This is a genomic window from Rhizobium beringeri, from assembly GCF_004306515.1.
GTDB classification, from domain to species: Bacteria; Pseudomonadota; Alphaproteobacteria; order Rhizobiales; family Rhizobiaceae; genus Rhizobium; species Rhizobium beringeri.
The window spans coordinates 1,819,662-1,838,339 of record NZ_SILG01000001.1; the positions used below are offsets into that span (position 1 = coordinate 1,819,662).

An 18,678-nucleotide genomic window follows, 5' to 3' on the forward strand; every position below is an offset into this window, starting at 1 on the left:
CCTCGATGTCCCGCCGCCCGGATCGACCCGGGCGGCAGGAGGTGGCTATTTTACATTGGTGACGGTCAGCTTGCCATTCACACGCTCGGCAACGAACTCGACATTGGCGCCTTCTTTCAGTTTTTCGATCAGAGCCGGGTCTTCGACGCGGAAGACCATCGTCATCGCGGGCATGTCGAGGTTCTTCAGGTCCTCATGTTTGATGGTGACCTTATTTGCCTTTGTGTCGACCTTGTTGACGACACCCTTGGTGAATTCCTCGGCGAATGCGCCGAAGGCTGCGCTGGCGCAGAGCAGGGCGGCGAGGCCGATTTTGATCATTGCAGTTTTCATGCGTGTAGCTCCTTTGTTGCAGATTACTTGCCGGCGACGGTGACGTCGCCATGCATGCCGGCTTCGTAGTGACCGGGGATCAGGCAGGCGAACTTGAACTCGCCGTCGGTGGTGAACTTCCAGACGATCTCGCCGGATTGGCCAGCCGGAAGACGGATGGAGTTGGCGTCGGCATGTTCCATTTCCGGGAACTTCTCCATGACCTTCTTGTGCTCCAGGATCTTGTCTTCCTGATCGAGCACGAATTCGTGGTCGACGGTTCCGGCATTCTTGATCGCGATCTTGACCGTCTGCCCTTTGCGGACGTTGAAGGCCGCGGGGGTAAACAGCATCTTTCCGTCGTCGGTTTCCTTCATCGTGACGCGGATGGTCTGTGTCGCCTTGGCCTTATCGCCGGGTTCTCCGATAGCCATCTTCTCGCCGTGGCCACCGGTATGATTGCCTGAGGCAAGTGCTGGCGACGCGAGTGCTGCGAGGGCCAGTGCCATGAGATAATTCTTCATCCGTCATTCCTTTTCGATGTTGAGATCGGACCTCAGCCGTTTGTCGGCTTCGGCGTGATTTGCGTTTTCGCGTCTTTGGCCTTGGTCGCGTCCGGAAGTTCTCCGGTCCACTCCCAGGCCTGCGTTCCGGGCGGGTTTTCGTACCAGCCGGGATCTGAGTAATCGTCTGCCGAGATCCCCTCGCGGACTTTCACGACCGAGAACATGCCGCCCATTTCGATCGGACCATGTGGCCCCCAGCCGGTCATCATCGGAACGGTGTTCTCGGGGATGGGCATTTCCATTTCGCCCATGTCGGCCATGCCCTTGGTGCCCATGGGCATGTATTCCGGCTGCAGCTTCCTGATCTTTTCGGCGACCTTCGACTTGTCCGCACCGATGAAGGTTGGAATGTCATGACCCATGGCGTTCATCGTGTGGTGCGACTTGTGGCAGTGGATCGCCCAGTCGCCGAGATACCTGGCGTCGAACTCGTAGGCACGCATCGCGCCGACGGGGATGTCGATGCTCACCTCCGGCCACCGTGCTTCCGGCCGTACCCAGCCGCCGTCGGTGCCGGTCACTTCGAAATCGTAGCCATGCATGTGGACCGGATGATTGGTCATCGTCAGGTTGCCGACCCGGACGCGCACCCGGTCATTCCTGGACACGACCAGAGGGCTGATGTCCGGGAACACGCGGCTGTTCCAGCACCACATGTTGAAGTCGGTCATCTCCATGATCCGCGGCACGTAGGAGCCGGGGTCGATGTCATAGGCGTTGAGCAGGAAGACGAAGTCCCGGTCGACGCGCATGAAGTTGGGATCTTTCGGATGGATCACGAAGAAACCCATCATGCCCATGGCCATCTGCACCATCTCGTCGGAATGCGGGTGGTACATGAAGGTGCCGGATTTCACGAGGTCGAACTCGTAGACATAGGTCTTGCCGACGGGAATATGCGGCTGCGTCAGGCCGCCGACGCCGTCCATGCCCGATGGTAGGATCATGCCGTGCCAGTGGATCGTCGTGTGCTCGGGCAGCTTGTTGGTGACGAAGATGCGGACGCGATCTCCCTCGACAGCCTCGATCGTCGGTCCCGGTGACTGTCCGTTGTAGCCCCACAGATAGGCGGTCATGCCGTCCGACATTTCGCGTTCGACCGGTTCGGCGACGAGGTGGAACTCCTTGACGCCATTATTCATCCTGTGCGGCAGGGTCCAGCCGTTGAGGGTGACCACGGGCTGATAGTCCGGGCCGGAGGTAGGGTGGAGTGGCGGCTGCATGTCCGCCGATTCCATGGTTGGAGCGTCGGGCAGACCCATCGCCGACGTCTTCGTCCAGGCGGCTGTGGTGAGCAGAGCGGCGCTGGCTCCAAAAAGTTGTCGTCTGTTGAACATGGTGTGTCCTTTCTCAATGACCGCCGCCAGCGCTGCTTTCGGAAGCAGCGGCGACCTCGGTCTCTGCCGACGCCTTCGTCGCGCCGCCGCCGTAGATCGCAGGCGCCAGATCGGCTTCGGCGAGCCAGAAATCTCGCTTCGCGTTGACGGAAAGCAGGGTGGAGTTGATCTTGTCGCGGGTGTCTGTCAGCAGCTCGAAGGTGTTCGAGATCATGCCGTTGTAGGTCAGCAGGGATTCCTCCTCGACCTTGGTGCGCAGCGGCACGACGCTGTTGCGGTAGTGCCGCGCGATATCGTAGTTCGAGCGGTAAGCCTCGTAGGCGGAGCGTGCTTCCGAGCGGACGTTGACGGCTTTCTCCGCCAAGAGGTTCGCCGCCCGCATGTAGACCAGCTCGGACTTGCGCATCCGGGCCTTGCCGGTGTCGAAGATCGGGATGGCGAACTCAAGCTCGACCTGCGCAGTGGTTCGCGTTTTCTTCTCGTCGTCCTCGATTTCCCGTTCCGTTTCGAAACCAGTCAGGATCTCAAGGTCGCTGACATAGCGCGTCGCCTCGGTGAGGCCGTAGGATCTGGCCGTGGCCTCAAGGTCGAGCTTAGCGATCTGCAGGTCGATGCGGTCCCTGAGAGCCTCGGCCTCGATGGTATCGCGTCTGACAACGGACTTGGGGAGCGGCGGCAGGCTGTTCGGAACCTGGTAGTCCAGATCGGAGCCCCAGAGGCCCATCAGCCGCGTCAACTCCTCCTTGGCAAGACGGGCGGACAAGCGGGCCTTCGCCGTTTCCCCGGCGAGTTCGGCGACGAAGACATGTTCACGGGCCTGGGCGCCCTTGGCCATTGCGCCTGTCTCGCCGAGTTTCTCGGCGAGTTCGGAGGCTGCATCGGCAGTCGCCTGGGCGTGCTGGAGCTGCCCGACATTCTCCCATGAGGCGACCGCACCGATAAAGGCGCGCCGGGTGTCAGCGGCGACCTGAAGCGTCTTCACCGCCGCGATCAATTGCGCCTGCCGGAAGCGGGTGTCGGCGATCGCTATGTCCTTGTTCTTCGTGGCGAGAGCCAGGATGTTCGTCGTGATCATCCCTTCGATCGTTTTGAACGCCTGCAGTTCCGGAGTTCCGATCCCGGTCGTGCCGATGGAGACGGTCGGGTTGATGAACATCGTCGACTGCCAAGCGTCGGCGGCGCTGTCGCCAAGATCGGCATAGGCGGCCTGGAGGCCCTTGTTGTTGAGCAGCGCGATCTGGACGGCCGTCTCGACGTCGAGAGGCTTCGTCCGAGCAAGCAGACTTTTGACCTGCGCGGCCGCCGATCGGGCCTGGTTCTGGTTCTGGATCCAGACGGTCTCTTTCGCCGTGACAATGGCGGTTTTGTTGGCAACGGAGGCGAAGCCCGCCTCTTTGCGGGAATAGTCGGCGCCTGTAACGCAGCCGCTCAAGGCGAGCGGGAATGCCAGCGCCGCGATCAGTCTTGTGGTGCCGATCATGAGCCGTCTCCATTCATGGGAGACTGCAGATCGTTCTGTCTGCGCCAGGGTTTGGGATCGACCGGCTGGCGGGCGACGTAACCTGTGATCGGCGACCTGTATGCCGCCGGAAGCGCGGACGGCTGAACGACCGCGGTGGGAAACGCCACCACGTCGGGAGGAAGCGTGGATGCGCAGCCACCGGCAACAAGCGGCAGCCCCACCACGAAAAGCGAGGGTTTCATTTTGAAATGTCCGAATAGGAGATAGCCTACAGAGCGCTCGCCCAGAAGCAGGCAAGCGTCCGACTAGACCCGATCAAGCGGGTGCGTCTCTATTCAGATATTCGGGGGACGGTTAAGGGTCGGCAGTTCGCCAAGGGTCGTCCGGTCGTCGATGAATTGCCGGATCGAGGTTACGACCGGTCCGCCGACATCCTGGCCTTCACAGATAATGCCGAGCCCGCCACAGAAATCCTTGCAGCATTCTTGCTTGACGGGCTTCGATACGCCATCTGCGTTAGCGCTGGCCTCGCCTTGGGAATGGTCATGGACAGCCATCTTGGTCATGTCATGACCATCGTGATGCTGCGCAGCATCGGTTTCGGACACGACCGCTGCCATTTCGGGGACCGAGGAGCCATGCATGGCGGCGCTGGCGTTCGACAGAGAGTACCCCGCCAGTGATACGATGATCACCAGCCGCATCATCACGAGCATCTTGCTCATTGCGATTCGGTACATCTTGCCCATGCTCCTCGAACTACATGCAAAGCAGCTCGATTTCAATTGCAACTCATCTGTCGTGAATGTTCTAGCTCTTTATGTGGCACGAACATCATCCCGTTCACGATCCTGGTGTTCGCCGCCAAGTCCGACCGCTATGTCGTGCTGACGCTGGCCACTCTAGAAATTCTCGGCTGACCGCTTCTGGCGCGAGAACACCATGCGGTCGACCGTCTCGTCACGGGCGACCAGTGTGTGCCAGGTCGCTGCGGCGAGGTGCAGCGCGACCATCGCCAGGATAATCCTCGACCCGATCACGTGATACGGCGCAATGGCGAACGAGAGATAGCTCGCGACGAACCCCATGCAGGCCTGTCCGATGATTGCGACGTAGAAGCCGTAGTGAAGCGCCTTCGCGGCCCGCCCGGCCCATGAGCCCGGCCCGCTGGTTTCTGGCAGTTGAAGGAGACGAAGAACCAGCCGCAGGCCCATCAGCAGGCCGATCACCATTCCCGCATAGTTGTGAAGCTGGTGCTGGACGACGTCCCAATAGGATGGCGTGAGACCCATGTGGACGGCGTGATGGGTTCTCTCGATGCTACCGCCGGTCAGATACTGGACCGGCACCATGAAGGCGACGAGCCAGTGGAGTCCTATCTGGGCGAGCGAGTAGCCACTCTTCATCGATCCTCTCCGAGCGAGAGGCGCAGACTAACCGGCGACGGTTAATGCTTTCTCATTACCCCGTTGCCAAAAGATCTGAGTGCTGCAGATCAACCGTCGATTGGAAGCCGGGAATGCGTCAAAATCCGCGCTGACTGAGCCAAGGAACGGGCCGGCGATATGCAGAGCTGCGTCGACGCCTGTCGCCGTTGCGCCGAGAGCTATGAGAAGATGGCCGCCCGGCGGGCCGCGCATTCGCCCTCTTGCTGCCCAGATAAAGACGGATATCCGGTCGCGGCATCGGATATTTTTTTTCAGCATCATGGTCACCAATCCAGGCGGCGGCGTCGATGAGATTAACAGCTGACGCGAACAAATTCGGACTGTTCGCCTTCATGGCGGCGGTCCTGATTACGGCGGCCATCGTTTCTGCCGAGGAGGACGTTGTCGCCATTCGGCAGGCGGACATGAAAGCCATGGCCGCGGCGGCAAAGACGATCTCCGGAATGTTCAAGGATTCGACAACCTACAAGGCCAGCGAGTTCAAATGGGCGGCCGACACCATCCGCGACAGGTCCGGAGGCGTTCTCTCTGCACATTTCGCGTCCGCGGCCGACAGTCGGCAGTCGAAGGCCGGACCGAACATCCTTAACGAGCGCGACCGGTTCGACCGTATCGCCAACGACCTGCGCGACTATGCCGTCGCGCTGGATACCGCCGCGCAGAAGAACCCCGGGCCGATGACTGCCAGCATGCGCATGAAACCCGGAGAGGCGATCGGCGGCGGTCCTTTCGGCACTCACGTCCGCAACGAGCACGACCTGTCGACGATGCCGGCGGAACACGCGTTCCACCTCATGCTACAGACCTGCACGACCTGCCACACCCGGTTCAGGATGGAATGACGGCGGCCACTCGCGGGACGCGTCTACGCGCAACACGCCCGAATACTGATTGAGGACAGATCGGCTTCCCGGCAGCGGTCGATCCCTAGTCGTAGCGACTCGACAAAGAAAAGCCCGCGCCGAAGCGCGAGCCTAATTCATATCAGAACAGCTTTAGTGGCTGTTCTTGTGGCTTTGTTGACCAGCCTTTACATGCTGTTCTTGGCTGCCGCCGCGGGTTCCGCTGGACTGCGCGTCGCGGCCGGCTGAGGCGTTGCGGGCATTCGAGTCGTTCTTGTGACTCTGCTGCCCAGCCTTGACGTGCTGTTCATGGGATCCACCTTGGTTTGCCATTCGGTTCTCCTTGGTTGTTGAACGAGGCCACGTCGACCTCAATGGGAAAACCTCGCTCCGGCGCATGCGTTCCGCATTTTAATATTTCGTGATCTCCGCTCGAAAAGAACCGGATAAGGAAGCGAACCGGGCGGGTAGGGAGCTCGCCTGCCAGTGCGTTGGCCACCGGGAGAAAGCGGAAAAATCCCGATGTTCTCCAGCATCGCCGCGTCCGCTTGGCGCGGCCCGCAACCTCGATCAAAAAATACGCATGTCGACGAAAAGGTTCCAGGAAAACAACCGCATCCATCCATGCCGGAAGCCGCTATGCGGCTTACGGGCTCTTTCCAAATCGACGGGTCGCTCTAGCTTAAAGGGTACCTGACGAAAAGGAGAAAACCATGACCGACGCACCGAATACGGCGACCCCGGCGCGGAGAGTGTTGCGTGGCCGCCCCTACAGCATCGGCGAATTTGCCAGGAAATATCGGCTCGACGACAAGGAGGCAAAGCGCCTCTACGAGAAGTTCGGCCCGTCCGCAACCGAACTCGACCTGTTGATGGCGGCAAAGCGGCGCCCACCGGGCCTGCCGACTAATCTCGACGCCTGACGGGCGCCATGGGGATCCGAACCGGAAGCTGCCTTTGCGGCGCGGTCGCCTACAGGGTGGAAGGCGAGCCGCTTCGCGTCGGCCTCTGCCACTGCGCCGATTGCCGCAAATCGAGCGGCTCCGCCTTCGTCTTCTTTGCGGTCTGGCCGCGTCAGGCTTTTTCCCACAGCGGCGAGATCGCCACCTTCGCCGGTCGCAGCTTCTGCCCCGTCTGCGGCGGCAGGCTTTTCTGCCTCAGGGAAGATGAGGCGGAACTTCGCTTGGGGTCCCTGGACACTCCACCGACCGACCTTGCGCCTAGCTATGAGGTCTGGATCAAGCGGCGTGAACCGTGGCTGCATCCCTTGCCCGGCGCGGGCCAATTTGCCGAGGATGCGAACTGACGGGCGCCAAAGCGCGTCGCGATCGCGCTTTAGGTCTTTGGTTTGCCGCATGTCATCATCGCAAAACCGCGGCACAGTTTTGCGCGACATGCACAGGCGCACCGAAACTTGACTTTCCTTACCAATATTTCATTTCACCCATCTGCAATTCCGTGCCAGTTCGGCGGCAACGCTAATCGCCGGTTCATCTGCGTTGTGATTATTTCGTCGCAGAGGCCGCAAGCGGCCACTGACTGATTGAGGACGACATGAACAAAATCGTAAGCGGCAGCGAAACCGGAGCAAAGACAGGCGCAGCGTCCGATCTCGCCGCGATCCTTGCTGCATCGGGACGGCAGGGCAAGCGCAGCCGCTGGCGCGGACGCCTGCTCATCCTGCTGATCCTCATCGCTGCTGCCGCAGTCGCCGCTTACGTCTACATGGGTCGTGGGCAAAGCGAATTGAGCTATGACACCCAGCCGGCAAAACGCGGTGACCTGACGGTGCTCGTCACCGCCACCGGCTCCGTGCAGCCGACCGAGCAGGTGGATATATCGAGCGAGCTGTCCGGCACGGTTCGCGACGTCAATGTCGATTACAACAGCACGGTCAAATCGGGCGAAGTGCTCGCTCTCCTCGATACCAACAAGCTCGAGGCCGATGTGAAGAGCTCGCGCGCCAAGCTCAATTCGGCCAAGGCGAACGTCGTCAAGGCCAATGCCGATATGCAATCGGCAGGCACCTCGCTCGAGCGGCTGAAAAGTCTGGTCAGGAGCAATGTCTCCACCCAGCAGAGCCTCGATGACGCCAGCTACAAATATGATTCTGCCGTCGCCGCCAAACAGATCAACGAGGCCGAGGTCCTTGCCGCGGAGGCCGACCTGCAGCTTGCCGAAGTCAATCTCGCCAAGGCGAAGATCATCTCGCCGATCGACGGCGTCATCCTCACCCGCTCCGTCAATCCGGGCGCCACGGTCGCAGCCTCGCTCTCGGCGCCGATTCTTTTTACCATCGCCGGCGACCTGAAGAAGATGGAGCTGCAGGTCGATGTCGACGAGGCCGATGTCGGCCAGATCGCCGTCGGGCAGAAGGCGAAATTCACGGTCGACGCCTATCCCGACCGGACCTTTCCCGCCGAGATCGAGCAGATCCGCTTCGCCTCTGAAGTGGTCAACAATGTCGTAACCTACAAGGCGGTCCTATCCGTCGACAATGCCGATCTGCTGCTGCGCCCCGGCATGACGGCGACGGCCGACGTCACCGTCGAGGCCGTCAAGGATACGCTGATGGTGCCGAACGCTGCGCTGCGCTACGCCCCGGCCCAGGCGGAAAGGCGCGGCCGCGGTATTTTCGGCATCTTCGGCCCGCCGCGCCAGCGCAACAACAATGCCGGCCCGGCGCTGAAGGGCGCTGAACGCCGTGTCTGGGTGCTGCGCAACGGTCGCCCGGCGCCTGTTGTCATCCAGGTCGGCTCATCCGACGGCCAGTTCACCCAGGTCGTCTCCGGCGACATCAGGGAAAACGACGCACTGGTGACCGACGCCACGACGCGTACGAACTAGGCGGAGAGACGGATGGCAAGCCCGCCGCTCATCGAATTCAGACAGGTCTCGAAAATTTACGGCGAGGGCGAGGCGGCAATCCGCGCGCTCGACCACGTCGACCTTGCGATCAACGCCCATGAATTCGTCGCGATCATGGGGCCGTCTGGCTCCGGCAAGTCGACGGCCATGAACATTCTCGGCTGCCTCGACGTGCCGAGTGCCGGCGACTACATCTTCGAAGGTATTCCGACCAGCGGCTTCGACCGCAGCCAGCTGACGCTGCTGCGCCGCCACATGCTCGGCTTCGTCTTCCAGGGCTTCAATCTCCTGTCGCGTACCTCGGCCGTCGAAAATGTCGAACTGCCGCTGATCTATCGCGGCATGGCGGTGCGCGAGCGCCGCGAAAGGGCTCGCGAGGCGCTGGCACTGGTCGGCCTCACCGGTCGCGAACATCATAAGACACAGGAACTGTCAGGCGGCCAGCAGCAGCGCGTCGCTATCGCCCGCGCCATCGTCACCGAGCCGGCACTGCTCCTCGCCGATGAGCCCACAGGCAATCTCGATACGAAGACCAGCGTCGAAATCATGGATCTGATGACGCGGCTGAACCGCGAGCAAGGCATCACCATCGTCATGGTCACCCACGAGCCCGATATTGCCGCCTATGCCCAGCGGCTGCTGCGTTTCGTCGACGGCAAGCTGGAGACGGAAGTCGAGCACCGGAGGAGGGCGGATCATGTTCTTTGAGACGCTGAAGCTGGCGCTGCGGGCCATCAGCCGCAACATGCTGCGCTCGTTCCTGACCGTGCTTGGTGTCGTCATCGGCGTTGCAGCGGTCATCGCGCTGGTGACGATCGGCAACGGCACCACCGCGCAGGTCTCGACCGAGCTGTCGCGGCTCGGCACCAACATGCTGTTCGTCCGTCCTGGCCAGTTCGGCCCCGGCCGGGCGAGCTCCGAGGCCAAGCGCTTTAGCGTCAAGGACGTCGCGGCCATCCGCGACCAGATCGGCGGCCTCAGGGCGGTGGCGCCGCTCAACCAGTCCACAGCGACCGTGATTTTCGGTGGCCAGAACCATTCGACCAGCGTCTCCGGCACCACCAACGACTATTTCATCGCACAGGACTGGAATCTCGCGCTCGGTCGCAATTTTCTTCCCGCCGAGGAACGCGGCCAGGCGCGCTGCATCATCGGCGAGACGGTGCGCTCACAGCTCTTCGGCAGCGCCGACCCGACAGGACAGCAGATCCGCGTCGGCAAGGTCTCATGCCCCGTCATCGGCGTGCTTGCCAAGCGCGGCCAGTCCGGCATGGGCAATGACCAGGACGACGTCGTCATCATGCCGGTCAAGGTGTTCCAGCGACGCATCAGCGGCAACAGCAACGTGCCGCAGATCATCATCTCGGCGCGCGACGGCGTCTCCACAGCCAAGGTGCAGTCCGATGTCGAAAATCTCCTGCGCGAGCGCCGCAAGATCGTGCCCGGCCGCCAGGACGATTTCAACGTCAACGACATGACGCAGATCGCCGAGGCGATGACCGGCACGACGACGCTGCTGACCGGCCTCCTCGGCGCCGTCGCCGCGATCAGCCTGCTCGTTGGCGGCATCGGCATCATGAACATCATGCTGGTCTCCGTCACCGAGCGCACCCGCGAGATCGGCATCCGCCTGGCGATCGGCGCGCTCGAAAACCAGGTGCTCACCCAGTTCCTGGTCGAGGCGGTGGCACTGTCGCTGTTCGGCGGCATCACCGGCATCGTGCTGGGCCTGAGCCTCGGTTTCGGCGCGGTGACGCTGCTGAAAGTACCCTTCGTCTTCAGCCCGCTCATGGTCGCCGTCGCCTTCCTGTTCTCCGCGGCAATCGGCATGATCTTCGGCTATTTCCCAGCCAGAAGGGCAGCGCAGTTGAACCCCATCGAGGCGCTGCGACACGAATAATGCGCCATGGCAAAACGCGTGATGTCCCTCTACTCTTGTGAATCGAACGAAAGCGCTATCGGAGGTCAGTATCATGCCGCTCAACAGGCTGGTGATCTACGCTGGGAATGTCGAGGAAACGGCGCGCTTTTATGAGAAGCACTTCGGTTTCAAGGTGACCAGCCTGCCTGGCGACAGGATCATTGAACTGGTCACTCAGGACGGCGGTGCGAATATCATGCTTCATCAGGCCGCCAAGGGACAGCGGAGCGGTCAATCCACCGTCAAGTTGGTCTTCGACGTGGAGGATGTCGAGGCTTTTTGCAGGCGTTGCGCGGAGAATGGCCTCAAGTTCGGTACCATCCATAAAGCCGATGGCTATCTGTTCGCCAATGCAAAAGACCCTTGTCAAAATTCGATCTCGGTTTCCAGCCGGGCTTTTCGCAAGGGGTGACCAAGGGGTAGTGCCGGCCTGATGACGTAGGCGAGGCGGTGTGCCTCAGCAGGCCGGGGCGGGTGGCACGAGCCTTTGCGGCGCAGACGTCAATGTCTTGCCGGTTTTCGGCAGCCTCCCCTATGTTATCTATCTGTCTCTATTCTGATATTTCAATGCCGACTTGTCTTCGGTTTTTGACCGTGTCACTATGTGATATATCAGACTTGGCGACGGAGCTCCGTATTGCAGACTTCACAGAGCCATCTTGCCTATCTCGCGCTGGAGCATCTGATCGTGACGCTGGCGCTGAAGCCCGGCGCGCTGGTCACTGAAAAGCAGCTGATCGATATGGCGGGCCACGGGCGCACGCCAGTGCGCGAGGCGATCCAGAAGCTTGCCTGGCAGGGGCTGATCCTGGTGAAGCCGCGCGTCGGGCTGCAGGTCGCCGAGATCGCGCCCAACGATCATGGCAATGTCATGCAGGTGCGCCGCGAACTGGAGCCGATTGCGGCAAGCCTTGTTGCTGAACATGCGAGCGACGAACAGCGCGCGCGCCTCATCGACTGCGCCCGCGCGATGGAGGAATGCGCCGTCACCGGCGATCTCGCCGGCTTCTTTGCTGCCGACAAGGCCTTCGACGAAATCCTTGAAGATGCCTGCCCGAACGGCTTCATCACGGCAGCACTCGGCCCGGTGCAGACGCATTCGCGTCGCCTCTGGTACTCCAAGGCAAGCCCGGAGCGCATGGATCGCGCTATCTCGCTGCACGTCGCCGTCATCCGCGCCATCCATCAGGGCAGGCCGGATGAAGCGCGCGCCACCATGGCGGTGCTGATCGATTACCTCAGCCAGACCCCTGCATAATTCCTTAAACCGAAATCGGTTTAAGGAATTATGCAGCATTCAAAGCGCTACAGCGTCCTTTGCGCGTCTGAAAGACGCGCGGCGCTGTAGAAACGGCTCCGTTTCCGGAGCCGCCATAGGTCCATTTGTCAGAAATGCTTTAGCCGACGAAAGCGCGCTCGATGACGAATTCGGCAGGCTTGCTGTTGGCGCCTTCATCGAGGCCTGCCTTTTCGAGCAGTTCCTTGGTATCCTTCAGCATCGCCGAGGAACCACAGATCATGCCGCGGTCGATTGCCGGGTCGAGCGGCGGCACGCCGAGATCGGTGAACAGCTTGCCGGAGGAGATCAGGTCGGTGATGCGGCCACGATATTCGAAATCCTCGCGCGTGACTGTCGGATAGTGGCGCAGCTTGTCGCCGACGACTTCCTTCAGCAGCTCGTCATTCTGGATCTCGTGCACGAGGTCGAAGCCGTATTTCAGCTCGGCGACATCGCGTGTCGTGTGGGTGAGGATGACTTCCTCGAACTTCTCATAGGTCTCAGGATCGCGGATCAGGCTGGCGAAAGGCGCAATGCCCGTTCCCGTCGAGAACATGTAGAGACGACGGCCGGGCGTCAGCGCATCGAGCACCAGCGTGCCCGTCGGCTTCTTGCGCATCAGCACCTGGTCGCCCGGCTTGATCGCCTGCAGATGTGAGGTGAGCGGACCGTCCGGCACCTTGATCGAGAAAAATTCAAGCTCTTCGGCCCAGGCGGGGCTCGCGATCGAATAGGCGCGGAAGACCGGCTTGCCCTCGACCATCAGGCCGATCATCGCGAATTCACCGGACCGGAAACGGAAACCCTGCGGCCGGGTCATCGTGAAGCGGAAGAGCCGGTCGGTATAGTGCGTGACATCGAGCACCGTCTCGGCATAGACGCCGGCGGGGATGGACTGGGCGAAGTCTTCGGTCTTTGCAGGCGCGTTCATTTCGGTAGCGGATCCCGTTTCGTCGGATGAACAGTTGGATGCGAGCGAGATATTACAAATCGGGCCGGAATTAAAGGCATTCCATTCCACGCGACGCTTCTAAAGGGAAATATGCATGTCATTGTCAGGATTCAATGGCTGGCGGGGAATGTCGTATTTCCCGCTGGCGAAGCCCGGCAAAGGATGCATATTAGAGCAGCACGCCGGAAACGGATGCCGGTTTTCGGCAAAAACGGTGCGACAACAAAGACCTACGGCGTCGAACCCGATTCAGCAACAGGGTTCGGCGATGGTGGGGAAAAAAAGATGCTTGCCGGGGCGAGCGCGATAGGGCGGTCGGGGGAATATGAAGATTTTCAACTACAAGCGTGTTCCTTATGCGGAGATGCGCGCCTTTTCCGTCCATATCCTGACGGCATCCGGCTCCTTTCTTGCCTTTCTCGGCGTCGTTGCCGCCGCCGAGCACCGCTTCATCGACATGTTCTGGTGGCTGGGCCTCGCCCTTCTGGTTGACGGCATAGACGGGCCGATCGCCCGTAAGGTGCGCGTCAAGGAAGTGCTGCCGAACTGGTCGGGCGATACGCTCGACAATATCATCGATTACGTCACCTATGTGCTTCTGCCGGCCTTCGCGCTTTATCAGAGCGGCATGATCGGCGAGCCCTGGTCCTTCGTCGCCGCCGGCATGATCGTCGTCTCCAGCGCCATCTATTATGCCGATATGGGCATGAAGACGGACGAGTATTTCTTCTCCGGCTTTCCCGTCGTCTGGAACATGATCGTCTTCACGCTGTTCGTCATCGATGCCAGCGCCACAACGGCGCTCACTGTTGTCATCGTCTCGGTGGTGCTGACCTTCCTGCCGATCAATTTCCTCCACCCGGTCCGGGTCAAAAGGCTGCGCCCGCTCAACCTCGGCGTCTTTTTCCTGTGGTCGGCGCTCGGCATTTTTTCGTTGCTGATGCATTTCGACACGCCCGAATGGGCGCTCATTCTCTTTATCGTGACCGGAGCCTATCTATACGTCATCGGCGCGGTGCTGCAATTCTTCCCCGCCCTTGGACGCGAAGCTTAGGATAGGCAGATGACCAAAACGCAGGCTGTTTCATTTTCGAGGACGGGCGGGCCGGAGGTTTTCGACTATGTCGAGATTGATCTTCCGCCGCCGTCGACGGGCGAAGTGCAGATCAGGCAGGCGGCGGTCGGGCTTAATTTCATCGACGTCTATTTCCGCAACGGCACTTACAAGACGCCGCATCTGCCCTTCGTCACCGGCAAGGAGGGTGCCGGCACCGTGACATCGGTCGGCCCTGGCGTCGAGGATTTCAACGTCGGCGACCGTGTCGCCTATGCCGGCGCCGATGGCGCCTATAGCGCTGAACGCAATATCGAGACGCGGCATCTGGTGCAGGTGCCTGACGGCATCGAGCTCGAAACGGCGGCGGCGATGATGCTGAAGGGCATGACCGCCGAATATCTCTTGAACCGCACCTTCAAGGTCGGCCCGCAGACGGTCCTGCTGTTCCACGCCGCTGCCGGCGGCGTCGGTCTGATCGCCGGCCAGTGGGCAAAGGCGCTCGGCGCCACCGTCATCGGCACGGCGGGCTCGGAAGACAAGATCGAGCTGGCGCTCGCCCATGGCTACGACCATGTGATCAACTACAAGAGCGACAGCTTCGTCGACCGTGTCCGCGACATCACCGGCGGCAAGGGCGTGGATGTCGTCTACGATTCGATCGGCCGCGATACTTTTCCACAGTCGCTTGACTGCTTGAAGCCGCGCGGCCTTTTTGCCTCCTTCGGCCAATCCTCCGGGCCAATCGAGAATTTCACCCTCGCAATGCTGGCGCAGAGGGGCTCGCTCTTTGCGACGCGGCCGACGCTCTTCACCTACATCGCCGCGCGCCAGGAACTGATCGACAGTGCGAAAGCGCTATTTGATATTGTGCAAAGCAACAAAGTGCGTATCAATATCAATCAAACCTATCCGCTGCGTGAGGTTGGGCGGGCTCATGCGGATCTGGAAACAAGAAAAACAACAGGAACGACGCTGCTGATTCCATGAGATCCGAACGGACCGGTTGGCAGAAGAAATGAGGGGAACGTGTCGCCATTGAATGTGCCGGATTCCGGCGCGTTATTATCGGTCCAGAAGCTGACGAAGTTCTTCGGTGGCTTTGCAGCCTGCAATGAAATCGATCTCGATATCGCGCCGGGCGAAATTCATGCGCTTCTCGGCGAAAATGGTGCAGGCAAATCCACCCTGGTGAAGATGCTGTTCGGCGTTCTCGAGCCGACGGGGGGGCATATCCTCTGGCAGGGCCAGCCGGTTGCGATCGCGTCGCCCGGTGAAGCCCGCAAGCTCGGCATCGGCATGGTCTTCCAGCATTTTTCGCTGTTCGAGGCGCTGACGGTTGCCGAAAACATCGCCCTGTCGCTCGATGACGCCATCCCGATCGACAAAATCGCCGAGGAGGCGAGGGCGCTATCGGTCGCCTACGGCCTGCCGCTCGATCCGCATGCCCATGTCGCCGATCTCTCGGTCGGCGAGCGCCAGCGTATCGAGATCGTCCGCGCTCTGCTGCAGAACCCGAAGCTCATCATCCTCGACGAGCCGACCTCGGTGCTGACCCCGCAAGAGGCCGACAAGCTGTTCGAGACGCTGTTCAAGCTGCGCGCCGAGGGGCGTTCGGTTCTTTATATCAGCCACCGGCTGGAGGAAGTGCAGCGCATCTGCGATCGCGCCACCGTCCTGCGCCATGGCCGCGTGACCGGCGCCTGCGATCCGAAACGGGAAACGCCGGCCTCGCTCGCCCGCATGATGGTCGGCAGCGAAGTGGCGACCGTGACGCATCCGGAGCGTAGCGACAAGGGCGAGATCCAGCTTGCCGTCGCCAACCTTTCCGTCTCCGCGCGCACGCCCTTCGCCATGCCGCTGCGCGATGTGTCGATGGCGGTCCGCTCGGGCGAGATCCTCGCCATTGCCGGGGTCGCGGGCAACGGCCAGAGCGAGCTCTTCGACGCATTGTCCGGCGAATATCCGGTTGCCTCAGCCGATGCGATCGTCATCCGCAAAAAGCACGTGGGCAATCAGGGCATTACCGCCCGCCGTCTTCTCGGCGCCGGCTTCGTGCCGGAGGAGCGCCATGGCCATGCCGCCGTCTCCGCCATGAAACTGTCCGACAATCTCGTCCTTGCCCGTAGCCAGTCGGACCGCAAGGCGTTTCTGGGCCTGCTCGGCATCATCCGCCACGCTGCAGTGAAATCCGCCGCAAGGCGCATTTCCGAGGCGATGGATGTCCGCAAGAGCGGCGATGATCCGGCCGCCGGCTCCCTGTCAGGCGGCAACCTGCAGAAGTTTATCGTCGGGCGCGAACTCGACCGTCAGCCGGCAGTACTCGTCGTCAATCAGCCGACCTGGGGCGTCGATGCCGGGGCTGCAAGCCGCATTCGCCAGGCACTCGTCGATCTCGCAAGAGCTGGTTCGGCCGTCGTCGTCATCAGCCAGGATCTCGACGAGATCTTCGAAGTGGCGACCGATATTGCCGTCATCTGCGAAGGCCGTCTTTCCCGCCCGTTCCCGGCCGGCGAACTGACGCGGGAAAGGATCGGACTGCTGATGGGCGGACTGCACGAGAGCAGCTCTCCCCCGGAGGCGCCGCATGCGCATTGAACTTGAAAAACGGCCCGACGTCTCGAAGGTCTTCGCCTTCGTCTCGCCGCTGCTTGCTCTTGTCCTGACGCTGGTATTCGGCGCCATCATGTTCGCCATGCTCGGCAAGGACCCGGTCGAGGCACTCGACGCCTTCTTCATCGAGCCGCTGCTCGAGGTCTGGTCGCTGCACGAGCTGGCGATCAAGGCCGCGCCCCTGATCCTGATCGCCGTCGGCCTGGCCGTCTGTTATCGCTCGAACAACTGGAATATCGGTGCTGAAGGCCAGTTCACCATCGGCGCCATCACCGGCTCCTATCTGCCGATCGTCTTTTACGACTGGCATTCGCCGCTCGTGCTGCCGCTGATGCTGATTCTTGGTGCGCTCGGCGGTGCGCTTTTTGCCGCCATTCCGGCGCTGCTGAAGGCGCATTTCAACACCAATGAGATCCTGACGTCACTGATGCTGGTCTATATCGCCCAGCTCTTCCTTGACTGGCTGATTCGCGGCGCCTGGCGCGATCCGAATGGCTTCAACTTTCCAGTCTCGCGCGATTTCGCGCCGGAAGCGGTGCTGCCGGCGATCTGGGAGGAATCGGGCCGAGCCCATTGGGCCTTCATCTTCGCCATTGTCGCCGCAATCGGCGTCTGGTTCATGCTGCGCTATACGCTGAAAGGCTTCGAGATCGTCGTGCTCGGCCAATCGGAACGGGCAGGGCGCTTTGCCGGTTTCTCCTCCAAGAAGATGATCTGGTTCAGCTTTCTCTTCTCGGGCGCTCTGGCCGGCCTTGCCGGGATAGCCGAGGTCTCGGGCTCGATCGGCCACCTGCAGCCGGCGATCTCGCCGGGCTACGGCTTCACTGCCATCATCGTCGCCTTCCTCGGCCGCCTCAATCCGCTCGGCATCATCGCATCCGGCCTGGTGCTGGCGCTGACCTATCTCGGGGGCGAGGCAGCACAGCTTTCGCTCGGCGTTTCTGACAAGGTCACCCGCGTCTTTCAGGGTCTGCTGCTCTTCTTCGTGCTCTCCTGCGATACGCTGATCTATTACAAAATCCGCATTGTCTGGTCGCGGCTAAGGGGCGGGGCGGCATGAGCATCTTCGAAGCCATTCTGCTGACTGTTATCACCGCCTCCACGCCGCTCGTCATCGCCGCACTCGGCGAACTGGTGACCGAGCGCTCCGGCGTTCTCAATCTCGGTGTCGAGGGCATGATGATCATGGGCGCGGTCGCCGCTTTTGCCGGCGCGCAGATGTCGGGCTCGCCCTATGTCGGCATTGTCTGCGGCATTGCGGCAGGCGCGCTTTTCTCTCTGCTGTTTGCCTTCCTGACGCTGACGCTGGTGGCGAACCAGGTGGCAACCGGACTGGCGCTCACCCTTCTCGGCCTCGGCGCCTCAGGCATGCTTGGCGAAGCCTATGTCAGCGTGCAGGGCATCAGGCTGGGAGAGATCGTCATTCCGGTCCTGTCGGATATTCCGGTCGTTGGCCATGTTCTCTTCAGCCAGGATCTGATCTTCTACCTGTCGATCGCGCTCGTGGTCGGCGTCAGCTGGTTCCTGTTCCGCAGCCGGACCGGGCTGAAGCTCAGGGCGATCGGCGACAATCACGGTTCGGCCCACGCGCTCGGTATTCACGTCATCCGCACGCGGTATCTGGCGGTGATGTTCGGCGGTGCCTGCGCCGGTCTTGCCGGCGCGCAGCTTTCGCTCGTCTACACGCCGCAATGGGCCGAGAACATGTCGGCCGGCCGCGGCTGGATCACGCTGGCGCTGGTGGTCTTCGCCTCCTGGCGGCCATGGCGGGTCTTTGCCGGCGGTTATCTGTTTGGCGCGGTCACCATCCTGCAGCTTCACGCGCAGGCCTTCGGTCTCGGCATTCCCTCGCAGTTCCTCTCGATGCTGCCCTATGCCGCGACTATTGTGGTTCTGGTCATCATTTCTCATAATCGGCGCACGACGTTGATCAATACGCCCGCGGCGCTCGGAAAAGCCTTCGTGCCGGAGCGATAAAGCAACAACATAAAGACGGGTTTCCGCAATAACTTCAAACCAACAGG

22 protein-coding genes and 1 pseudogene are annotated in these 18,678 nt (G+C 61.3%); 14 read left to right on the forward strand and 9 right to left on the reverse strand.

Features of this window, described 5'->3' with window-relative positions; genetic code table 11:
* Positions 1-45: 45 nt before the first annotated feature.
* The 7 genes from ELH03_RS09310 to ELH03_RS09345 all read right to left on the reverse strand — a co-directional run bounded on the left by ELH03_RS09310 (position 46) and on the right by ELH03_RS09345 (position 5,083).
* A complete protein-coding gene (locus ELH03_RS09310) occupies positions 46-333 on the reverse strand; it encodes a copper-binding protein (RefSeq protein WP_128411377.1) in 288 nt (95 codons plus the stop codon).
* Between the two features lie 23 nt (positions 334-356).
* Positions 357-836 carry a cupredoxin domain-containing protein gene (locus ELH03_RS09315; RefSeq protein ID WP_128411378.1) on the reverse strand — a complete coding sequence of 160 codons (480 nt, stop codon included), beginning with the start codon at positions 834-836 and terminating at the stop codon, positions 357-359.
* Positions 837-868: 32 nt separating this feature from the next.
* Complete coding sequence (locus tag ELH03_RS09320; RefSeq protein WP_128411379.1) at positions 869-2,215, reverse strand: multicopper oxidase family protein; 1,347 nt, start codon at positions 2,213-2,215, stop codon at positions 869-871.
* 13 nt (positions 2,216-2,228) lie between these two features.
* Positions 2,229-3,695, reverse strand: a complete 1,467-nt coding sequence (locus ELH03_RS09325; RefSeq protein WP_130766248.1) for a TolC family protein — start codon at positions 3,693-3,695, stop codon at positions 2,229-2,231.
* Complete coding sequence (locus tag ELH03_RS09330; protein ID WP_128402402.1) at positions 3,692-3,919, reverse strand: hypothetical protein; 228 nt, start codon at positions 3,917-3,919, stop codon at positions 3,692-3,694. The genes ELH03_RS09325 and ELH03_RS09330 overlap by 4 nt, the downstream gene beginning before the upstream one ends.
* A 93-nt stretch (positions 3,920-4,012) precedes the next feature.
* Entirely contained in the window at positions 4,013-4,426 is a 414-nt protein-coding gene (locus tag ELH03_RS09335; RefSeq protein WP_197729758.1) for a hypothetical protein, read from the reverse strand.
* A 153-nt stretch (positions 4,427-4,579) separates the two neighbouring features.
* Complete coding sequence (locus ELH03_RS09345; RefSeq protein WP_128411381.1) at positions 4,580-5,083, reverse strand: cytochrome b; 504 nt, start codon at positions 5,081-5,083, stop codon at positions 4,580-4,582.
* Positions 5,084-5,227: 144 nt separating this feature from the next.
* Here ELH03_RS09345 and ELH03_RS38755 point away from each other — a divergent pair.
* Positions 5,228-5,302 (forward strand): annotated as a pseudogene (locus tag ELH03_RS38755) (four-helix bundle copper-binding protein); the annotation flags it as partial.
* A gap of 110 nt (positions 5,303-5,412) precedes the next feature.
* Positions 5,413-5,967 (forward strand): cytochrome c, encoded by a 555-nt coding sequence (locus ELH03_RS09350; protein WP_128411382.1) that lies wholly within the window; start codon positions 5,413-5,415, stop codon positions 5,965-5,967.
* 153 nt (positions 5,968-6,120) lie between these two features.
* On the opposite strand, the gene ELH03_RS09355 is transcribed toward ELH03_RS09350, so the two are convergent.
* Positions 6,121-6,300 (reverse strand): hypothetical protein, encoded by a 180-nt coding sequence (locus ELH03_RS09355; RefSeq protein ID WP_128402399.1) that lies wholly within the window; start codon positions 6,298-6,300, stop codon positions 6,121-6,123.
* A 380-nt stretch (positions 6,301-6,680) separates the two neighbouring features.
* Here ELH03_RS09355 and ELH03_RS09360 point away from each other — a divergent pair, with 380 nt between their 5' ends.
* The 7 genes from ELH03_RS09360 to ELH03_RS09390 all read left to right on the forward strand — a co-directional run bounded on the left by ELH03_RS09360 (position 6,681) and on the right by ELH03_RS09390 (position 12,014).
* Positions 6,681-6,890: a hypothetical protein gene (locus tag ELH03_RS09360; protein WP_018241980.1), complete on the forward strand. Its 210-nt coding sequence runs from the start codon at positions 6,681-6,683 to the stop codon at positions 6,888-6,890.
* Positions 6,891-6,898: 8 nt separating this feature from the next.
* Positions 6,899-7,273, forward strand: coding sequence for a GFA family protein (locus tag ELH03_RS09365; protein ID WP_128402398.1), 375 nt, complete (start codon positions 6,899-6,901; stop codon positions 7,271-7,273).
* A 248-nt stretch (positions 7,274-7,521) separates the two neighbouring features.
* The gene (locus tag ELH03_RS09370) at positions 7,522-8,814 is read left to right on the forward strand and encodes an efflux RND transporter periplasmic adaptor subunit (protein ID WP_128411383.1); all 1,293 of its coding nucleotides are present in this window, start codon (positions 7,522-7,524) and stop codon (positions 8,812-8,814) included.
* A gap of 12 nt (positions 8,815-8,826) precedes the next feature.
* On the forward strand, positions 8,827-9,543 hold the full coding sequence (locus tag ELH03_RS09375) for an ABC transporter ATP-binding protein (RefSeq protein WP_003539566.1): 717 nt from the start codon (positions 8,827-8,829) through the stop codon (positions 9,541-9,543).
* Positions 9,533-10,735 (forward strand): ABC transporter permease, encoded by a 1,203-nt coding sequence (locus ELH03_RS09380; RefSeq protein ID WP_003559312.1) that lies wholly within the window; start codon positions 9,533-9,535, stop codon positions 10,733-10,735. The genes ELH03_RS09375 and ELH03_RS09380 overlap by 11 nt, the downstream gene beginning before the upstream one ends.
* Positions 10,736-10,808: 73 nt before the next feature.
* Positions 10,809-11,168: a VOC family protein gene (locus tag ELH03_RS09385; protein ID WP_128411384.1), complete on the forward strand. Its 360-nt coding sequence runs from the start codon at positions 10,809-10,811 to the stop codon at positions 11,166-11,168.
* A gap of 225 nt (positions 11,169-11,393) precedes the next feature.
* Positions 11,394-12,014: a GntR family transcriptional regulator gene (locus ELH03_RS09390; RefSeq protein WP_128411385.1), complete on the forward strand. Its 621-nt coding sequence runs from the start codon at positions 11,394-11,396 to the stop codon at positions 12,012-12,014.
* Between the two features lie 139 nt (positions 12,015-12,153).
* On the opposite strand, the gene ELH03_RS09395 is transcribed toward ELH03_RS09390, so the two are convergent.
* Positions 12,154-12,966, reverse strand: coding sequence for a ferredoxin--NADP reductase (locus ELH03_RS09395; protein WP_128402394.1), 813 nt, complete (start codon positions 12,964-12,966; stop codon positions 12,154-12,156).
* Between the two features lie 346 nt (positions 12,967-13,312).
* On the opposite strand from ELH03_RS09395, the gene pcsA reads away from it, so the two are divergent.
* The 5 genes from pcsA to ELH03_RS09420 are packed head-to-tail and all read left to right on the forward strand — an operon-like array spanning position 13,313 to position 18,631.
* A complete protein-coding gene (gene pcsA / locus ELH03_RS09400; protein ID WP_012757415.1) occupies positions 13,313-14,041 on the forward strand; it encodes a phosphatidylcholine synthase in 729 nt (242 codons plus the stop codon).
* 9 nt (positions 14,042-14,050) lie between these two features.
* Positions 14,051-15,031: a quinone oxidoreductase family protein gene (locus ELH03_RS09405; RefSeq protein ID WP_128402393.1), complete on the forward strand. Its 981-nt coding sequence runs from the start codon at positions 14,051-14,053 to the stop codon at positions 15,029-15,031.
* Positions 15,032-15,070: 39 nt separating this feature from the next.
* Positions 15,071-16,639 carry an ABC transporter ATP-binding protein gene (locus tag ELH03_RS09410; RefSeq protein ID WP_128402392.1) on the forward strand — a complete coding sequence of 523 codons (1,569 nt, stop codon included), beginning with the start codon at positions 15,071-15,073 and terminating at the stop codon, positions 16,637-16,639.
* A complete protein-coding gene (locus ELH03_RS09415) occupies positions 16,629-17,714 on the forward strand; it encodes an ABC transporter permease (protein ID WP_128402391.1) in 1,086 nt (361 codons plus the stop codon). Before ELH03_RS09410 ends, ELH03_RS09415 begins: the two co-directional genes overlap by 11 nt.
* Complete coding sequence (locus ELH03_RS09420) at positions 17,711-18,631, forward strand: ABC transporter permease (protein WP_128402390.1); 921 nt, start codon at positions 17,711-17,713, stop codon at positions 18,629-18,631. The genes ELH03_RS09415 and ELH03_RS09420 overlap by 4 nt, the downstream gene beginning before the upstream one ends.
* Positions 18,632-18,678: the final 47 nt, after the last annotated feature.